This window comes from Kitasatospora sp. NPDC005751, assembly GCF_040630835.1.
Lineage (GTDB): Bacteria > Actinomycetota > Actinomycetes > Streptomycetales > Streptomycetaceae > Kitasatospora.
Map to the genome: position 1 here is coordinate 1 of NZ_JBEXYC010000117.1, position 6938 is coordinate 6938.

The following is a 6938-nucleotide window of genomic DNA, read 5'->3' on the forward strand; positions in this document are numbered from 1 at the left end:
GGCTACAACCTCGCCGCCCTCCCCCTCGCCGCCACCGGCCTCCTGAACCCCATGATCGCCGGCGCCACCATGGCCTTCTCCTCCGTCTTCGTGGTCACCAACAGCCTCCGGCTGCGCCGGTTCCAGCCCACCGACCGGCCCTGAGACCGCGCCCCCGCAACGCCGAGGGCCCGCCACCGCGCGTGCGGTGGCGGGCCCTCGGCGTCTCCCGGAGCGGTCAGCGCCCGAGCAGCTCGCCGCCGTTGCAGTGCATGATCTCGCCGGTGATGAAGCCGGCCTCCGCCGAGGCCAGGAAGTAGACCGCCGCGGCCACCTCGCCCGCCTCGCCGATCCGGCCGAGCAGCGTCCGGGCCGCCCGGCGGGACACCTCGGCCTCGTCCAGCCGGGGGCCGAAGAACTCGGTGCCCGCCACGGTGCCCGGGGCGACGATGTTGGCCGTGATCCCCGAGGTGCCGAGCTGCGCGGCCAGGAAGTGGTTCCAGGCGTGCAGCGAGGCCTTGGCGGCCCCGTACGAGCCGGCGCCGCTCAGGGCGGCGATCGAGCTGACCGTGACCACCCGGCCCGAGCCCGGGGTGAGCCGGTCGCGGATGGACTCGGTCAGCAGCACCACGGTCAGCACATTGCGCTCGAAGTCGCCGCGCCAGCGGGCCAGCAGGGCGTGCGGCCCGCCACCGATCACGGTCTCCCGGCTGCCGGCGTTGTTCACCAGCACGTCGATCCGCTCCGGCAGTTCACCCAGCGCCGCCTCGACGTCGTCGGGGTCGGCGAGGTCACGGACCAGTGGGGTGACGTTCGGTCCGAGGTCGGCCGCGGCCCGTTCGAGCACCGCCCGCCGACGGCCGACGATCACCACCCGTTCGCCCGCCTCGGCGAACCGCCGCGCCACTTCGTACCCGATACCCGTGCCACCACCGGTGACGACGACGTTCCTGGCCATCTGCGCACTCCCTCCCCAGTTCCGCCGCCACGCTGCGAGGGTGCGGGGCGGTCCGTACCGGAATGCCACGATTCCTATCACGCTCGGTTGCCGTGACTGCGGGGAGGGTGACGTAGCCGCCGCCGGGAGGTGTGATATGGGCGGGCCACAACCCGCACACGGAGCGTGGCGAGAGGCAGCTCACACCCCCCGGGCGTAACTTCTCGCACCCTGATACGTCTTAGGTTGGTAGTGCGGCAGTTTTTCGGTGGGCGGAGACGTGGCGAACGGCATCACGTCGCCGCACGGCCACCACTGCCGCCGACGGGGCTCCGGCGGGCCCCGGGACGGTCGCCGACGGTTGGCGGCCTTCGCGCACGACGCCGGGGTGTGGCGGGTCTGGGACGCTTTGAGCGGCCGTCCCCGGCTGCGGCCGCCCCGGAGTCGTGCGCTGTACCTCTCCCACCCTCGTGCGGGACGGTCAAGGGCCCGGCCGCGTGAAGCGGCCGGGCCCTTTCAGGTCCTGCGTCAGCGGGCTTCGAGGCCCACGTAGTCGCGGATCGCGGTGCCGGTGTAGATCTGGCGCGGACGGCCGATCCGGCTGGTCGGGTCGTTGATCATCTCGTGCCAGTGGGCGATCCAGCCCGGCAGCCGGCCGAGGGCGAACAGCACGGTGAACATGCTGGTCGGGAAGCCCATGGCGCGGTAGATCAGGCCGGTGTAGAAGTCCACGTTCGGGTAGAGCTTGCGCGAGACGAAGAAGTCGTCCTGGAGCGCGTGCTCCTCCAGCTTGAGCGCGATGTCGAGCAGCTCGTCGGACTTGCCGAGCTGGCCGAGCACCTCGTGCGCCAGCAGCTTGACCTGCGCGGCGCGCGGGTCGAACGCCTTGTACACGCGGTGGCCGAAGCCCATCAGCTTGACGCCGTCCTCGCGGTTCTTCACCTTGCGAATGAACGCGTCGACGTCGCCGCCGTCCTTCTGGATGCTCTCCAGCATCTCCAGCACGGCCTGGTTCGCGCCGCCGTGCAGCGGGCCCCAGAGCGCCGAGATGCCGGCCGAGATCGAGGCGAACTGGTTCGCGTGGCTGGAACCCACCAGGCGGACGGTGGAGGTCGAGCAGTTCTGCTCGTGGTCCGCGTGCAGGATCAGCAGCTTGTCCAGCGCGTTCACGACGACCGGGTTGAGCTCGTAGTCCTCGGCGGGGACGGCGAAGGTCATCCGCAGGAAGTTCTCGACGTAGCTCAGGTCGTTGCGCGGGTAGACGAACGGCTGGCCGACCGACTTCTTGTACGCGTAGGCCGCGATCGTCGGCAGCTTCGCCAGCAGGCGGACCGTCGACAGGTGACGCTGGGCGGCGTCGAAGGGGTTGTGGCTGTCCTGGTAGAAGGTGGACAGCGCGCCGACGACCGAGGACAGCATCGCCATCGGGTGGGCGTCGCGCGGGAAGCCCTGGTAGAAGCGCTTGACGTCCTCGTGCAGCAGGGTGTGCTGGGTGATCTCGCGGTTGAACTCCGACAGCTGGTCCGCGGTCGGCAGCTCACCGTTGATCAGGAGGTACGCGGTCTCGATGAAGCTGCCCTGCTCGGCGAGCTGCTCGATCGGGTAGCCGCGGTACCGCAGGATGCCGTTGTCACCGTCCACGAAGGTGATCGCGGACTTGTACGCGGCGGTGTTACCGAAGCCGTTGTCCAGGGTGACCAGGCCGGTCTGCGGGAGCAGCTTCGAGATGTCGAAGCCGGCGTTGCCCGCAGTGCTCTCGACGACGGGGTACTCGTACTCGCCGTCCTGGTACCGCAGTACTACCGAGTTGTCGCTCACGTCTTCCTCACCGACGAAATGAATCCTCTTCCAAGGTGCCCTGACTGTCTCTACCATCCCCCATCTGGCGGACAGCCGCGCACCCGGGGTGGCCCGAAAGGGACCGCCCCTACAAAACCTGCCGCCGCAGCCGGTACGAACCGGACAAGATCGGCACCACTCCAGGCTCTGCCGTAAATCTCTTCACGTCAAGAGAACAATAGAGGCAACCATCCGTTGGAGAATCATCCAGTCGCCAGCCGATGATCCAGCGCGGCGTGCCTCCTACCTGCGCTGACGGTGCGAACGGCCTGTCCGATCGCCTTCCGTGACCCCACCAGCACTACGAGTTTCCGCGCCCTGGTCACGGCGGTGTAGAGCAGGTTCCGCTGGAGCATCGTCCAGGCGGACGTGGTGACCGGAATCACCACCACTGGGTACTCGCTCCCCTGCGACCGGTGGATCGTCACCGCGTACGCGTGCGCCAACTCGTCCAGCTCGTCGAAGTCGTACGGCACCTCCTCGTCCTCGTCGGTGACCACCGTCAACCGCTGGTCGTCCACGCTCAGTGAGGTCACCACTCCCACCGTGCCGTTGAAGACCCCGTTGCGCCCCTTGTCGTAGTTGTTGCGGACCTGGGTGACCTTGTCCCCCACCCGGAACGTCCGGCCGCCGAACCGGCGCTCCGCCAGCCCCTCCCGGGCCGGCGTCACCGCCGCCTGCAGCAGCGTGTTCAGGTTCCCCGCGCCCGCCGGCCCCCGGTGCATCGGCGCCAGCACCTGGACGTCCCGGCGCGCGTCGTACCCGAAGCGCTGCGGGATCCGCCGCGCCACCACGTCCACCGTCAGCCCGGCCGCCTGCTCGGCGTCGTCCTCCACGAACAGGAAGAAGTCCGGCAGACCCTCCGTCAACGGCGGCAGGCCCTCGTTGATCCGGTGCGCGTTGGTCACCACGCCCGACTGCGCCGCCTGCCGGAAGATCCTGGTCAGCCGCACCGAGGGGATCGGGCCGCCGTCGGCCAGCAGGTCCCGCAGCACCTCGCCGGCGCCCACCGACGGCAGCTGGTCCACGTCCCCCACGAACAGCAGGTGCGCCCCCGGCGCCACCGCCTTGACCAGCTTGTTCGCCAGGATGAGGTCCAGCATCGAGGCCTCGTCGACCACCACCAGGTCGGCGTCCAGCGGGCGGTCCCGGTCGTAGGCCGCGTCCCCGCCCGGCCTCAGCTCCAGCAGCCGGTGCACCGTCGAGGCCTCCACGCCGGTCAGCTCCGCCAGCCGCTTCGCCGCCCGGCCGGTCGGCGCCGCCAGGACGACCTTCGCCCGCTTCGCCAGCGCCAGCGTCACGATCGACTTCACCGTGAACGACTTGCCGCAGCCCGGACCGCCCGTCAGCACCGCCACCTTCTCCGTCAGGGCCAACCGCACCGACTGCTCCTGCTCCGGAGCCAGCTCCGCCCCCGTCCGCTTCGCCAGCCAGCCGAGCGCCGCCGGCCAGTCCACGTCCGCGAACCACGGCATCCGGTCCGACTCCGAACGCAGCAGCCGCAACAGCTGGTTGGCCAGCGAGATCTCGGCCCGGTGGAAGGGCACCAGGTACACGGCGGTGATCGGCTCCCCCGCCTCCCCCGGCACCGCCTCGCGCACCACCCCCTCCGCGGCCACCAGCTCCGCCAGGCAGTCGATCACCAGCCCGACGTCCACCTGGAGCAGCTTCACCCCGTCCGCGATCAGCCGCTCCTCGGGCAGGTAGCAGTGCCCCTGGTCGCTGCTCTGCGACAGCGCGTACTGCAGGCCCGCCTTCACCCGCTCCGGACTGTCGTGCGGGATGCCCACCGCCTGCGCGATCCGGTCCGCCGTCAGGAAGCCGATGCCCCAGACGTCCGACGCCAGCCGGTACGGCTCGTTCTTGACCACCCCGATCGAGCCGTCCCCGTACTGCTTGTAGATCCGCACCGCGAGCGACGTCGACACGCCGACCCCCTGCAGGAAGACCATCACCTCCTTGATGGACTTCTGCTCCTCCCAGGCCGCCGCGATCTTCTTGGTGCGCTTCGGCCCGAGCCCCGGCACCTCGATCAACCGGCCCGGCTCGTTCTCGATCACCTCCAGGGTGTCCACCCCGAACCGCTCCACGATCCGCTCCGCGAACCGCGGCCCGATCCCCTTGATGAGCCCCGAGCCGAGGTAGCGCTGGATGCCCTGGATCGTCGCGGGCAGCACCGTCGTGTAGTTCTCCACCACGAACTGCTTGCCGTACTGCGGGTGCGACCCCCACCGCCCGTGCAGCCGCAGCGACTCCCCCGGCTGCGCCCCCAGCAACGCGCCCACCACCGTCAGCAGGTCGTTCGCACCGCGCCCGGTGTCCACCCGGGCGACGGTGTAGCCCGTCTCCTCGTTGGCATAGGTGATCCGCTCCAGCACGCCCTCGACCTGAGCGAGCTGGCGCGGCAGCGGCGGCTGGTCCGCCTGCGCCTGCCTGGCCACCGGGCCCCCCTTATCAGTGCGGGTGCAGTTTCGCTACGCACCGTACCGCCCGGGTGCGACACCGGGCGTCCTGATGCCAGGCTGGAGGGCAGCGGGGGGCGCCGACACCGCCCGTGCCCCGCCGCGACGGGCCCGTTCAAGGAGCACCGCCACCATGCTGAGCACCGCCTTCACCCCCGGCTCCCCGAACTGGCTCGACCTCGCCAGCCCGGACATCGCCGCGTCCGCGGTCTTCTACAACACCGTGTTCGGCTGGACCTTCGCCACGGCGGGGCCCGAAGGGGGCGGCTACGGCTTCTTCCAGCAGGACGGCCGCACGGTCGCCGCCCTCGGACCGCTCAACGAGAACGCGGACCGCCCCGGGTGGACGATCTACTTCAACACCCCCGACGCCGACCGGACCACCGCGCTCGTCGAAGCCGGCGGCGGCACCGTCCGGTTCGCCCCGTTCGACGTCTTCAACAGCGGCCGGATGGCCGGCTACCGCGACCCCACCGGCGCCGAGTTCGCCGTCTGGCAGCCGCACGCCACCCGCGGCCTGGACACCGTCACCGATCAGGGCACCTTCTGCTGGGCCGAGTGCTACAGCGTCGACGCCGACGCGGCCAAGGAGTTCTACCGCGGCGTCTTCGGCTGGCAGGAGCAGGACGTCCCGCTCGGCGAGGTGACGTACACCGTCCTCACCCCGGCCGGCGGCGGCACCGATGACGCCCACGGCGGCATCATGCAGCTCGGCCCCGAGCAGACGGCCGCGGGCACCGGCTCGCACTGGCTCCCCTACTTCGAGGTCGCCAACGTGGACGCCGCCCTCGCCCTGGCCGGCCAGCTGGGCGCGACCGTCCGCATCCCCGCGATGGACGTGCACGGTGTCGGCCGACTGGCCCAGCTCCTCGACCCGCACGGGGCGGTCTTCGCCGTCATCACCAGCGCGCTGCCCGGCGAGTGACGCCGGATCACCTCGCCACTCCACCCCTCGGGCACACCCGAGCGGCCCCCTCGGCGGCCCCCTCGGCGGCCTCTGACGGGCCCAGGCGGGCCCTGCGGGCGCGCGGGGCGGGCAGAGAACGGACCCGAGCCCCGGACGAGCCCCTCCGCGCCCCAGGGGCTCGCCTAGGCTGTGATCATGAACGACCTGACGATCCGCCGCGCCACCGCCGACGACCTGCCGGCGATAGTGGCCATGCTCGCCGACGATCCCCTGGGCGCCGCCCGCGAGAGCCCCGACGACCTCTCCCCCTACCGGACGGCCTTCGCCCGGATCGACGCCGACCCGCACCAGCACCTCGTGGTCGCCGAGCGGGCCGGCCGGACCATCGGAACGCTCCAGCTGACGGTGGTGCCCGGGCTCTCCCGCAAGGGCTCCACCCGCACCATCATCGAGGCCGTCCGGATCCACGCGGACGAGCGCGGCACCGGCCTCGGCACCGACCTGATCCGGTGGGCGATCGACCGCTCCCGCGAGCTCGGCTCCGACCTCGTCCAGCTCACCTCGGACGCGACCCGGACCGACGCCCACCGCTTCTACGAGCGCCTCGGCTTCGTCCCCTCGCACCTCGGGTTCAAGCTCGCCCTGTAGTCCCCCGGCCCGGTTCCGCACTGCAATTCCACGTTTCCGGGTCTGCCCTGGAAACGCAAAGAACCCCCCGGTCCTTACGGACCGGGGGGTTCTTTGGAATGATTGTTCGGCGGCGTCCTACTCTCCCACAGGGTCCCCCCTGCAGTACCATCGGCGCTGTGAGGCT

General features: G+C 71.0%; 5 protein-coding genes. 2 read left to right on the forward strand and 3 right to left on the reverse strand.

Annotated features, from left to right (window positions below; all coding sequences use genetic code 11):
- Positions 1–217: 217 nt before the first annotated feature.
- From ABZ497_RS36175 to ABZ497_RS36185, 3 genes are all read right to left on the reverse strand, one after another.
- Positions 218–937: an SDR family oxidoreductase gene (locus tag ABZ497_RS36175; RefSeq protein WP_329489906.1), complete on the reverse strand. Its 720-nt coding sequence runs from the start codon at positions 935–937 to the stop codon at positions 218–220.
- A 507-nt stretch (positions 938–1444) separates the two neighbouring features.
- Positions 1445–2734 (reverse strand): citrate synthase, encoded by a 1290-nt coding sequence (locus ABZ497_RS36180; RefSeq protein WP_329489905.1) that lies wholly within the window; start codon positions 2732–2734, stop codon positions 1445–1447.
- A gap of 224 nt (positions 2735–2958) precedes the next feature.
- On the reverse strand, positions 2959–5196 hold the full coding sequence (locus tag ABZ497_RS36185; RefSeq protein WP_359812246.1) for an ATP-dependent RecD-like DNA helicase: 2238 nt from the start codon (positions 5194–5196) through the stop codon (positions 2959–2961).
- Between the two features lie 154 nt (positions 5197–5350).
- Between ABZ497_RS36185 and ABZ497_RS36190 the strand changes: the two genes are divergently transcribed.
- Together ABZ497_RS36190 and ABZ497_RS36195 are read left to right on the forward strand one after the other, a co-directional pair.
- Positions 5351–6142, forward strand: coding sequence for a VOC family protein (locus ABZ497_RS36190; protein ID WP_329489903.1), 792 nt, complete (start codon positions 5351–5353; stop codon positions 6140–6142).
- A 177-nt stretch (positions 6143–6319) separates the two neighbouring features.
- Positions 6320–6772: a GNAT family N-acetyltransferase gene (locus tag ABZ497_RS36195; RefSeq protein ID WP_359812249.1), complete on the forward strand. Its 453-nt coding sequence runs from the start codon at positions 6320–6322 to the stop codon at positions 6770–6772.
- The last annotated feature ends 166 nt before the right edge of the window (positions 6773–6938 follow it).

Coding starts and splice junctions, on each gene's coding strand:
- ABZ497_RS36175 (WP_329489906.1), bottom strand. CDS start 937: ATGGCCAGGAACGTCGTCGTCACCGGTGGTGGCACGGGTATCGGGTAC.
- ABZ497_RS36195 (WP_359812249.1), top strand. CDS start 6,320: ATGAACGACCTGACGATCCGCCGCGCCACCGCCGACGACCTGCCGGCG.
- ABZ497_RS36190 (WP_329489903.1), top strand. CDS start 5,351: ATGCTGAGCACCGCCTTCACCCCCGGCTCCCCGAACTGGCTCGACCTC.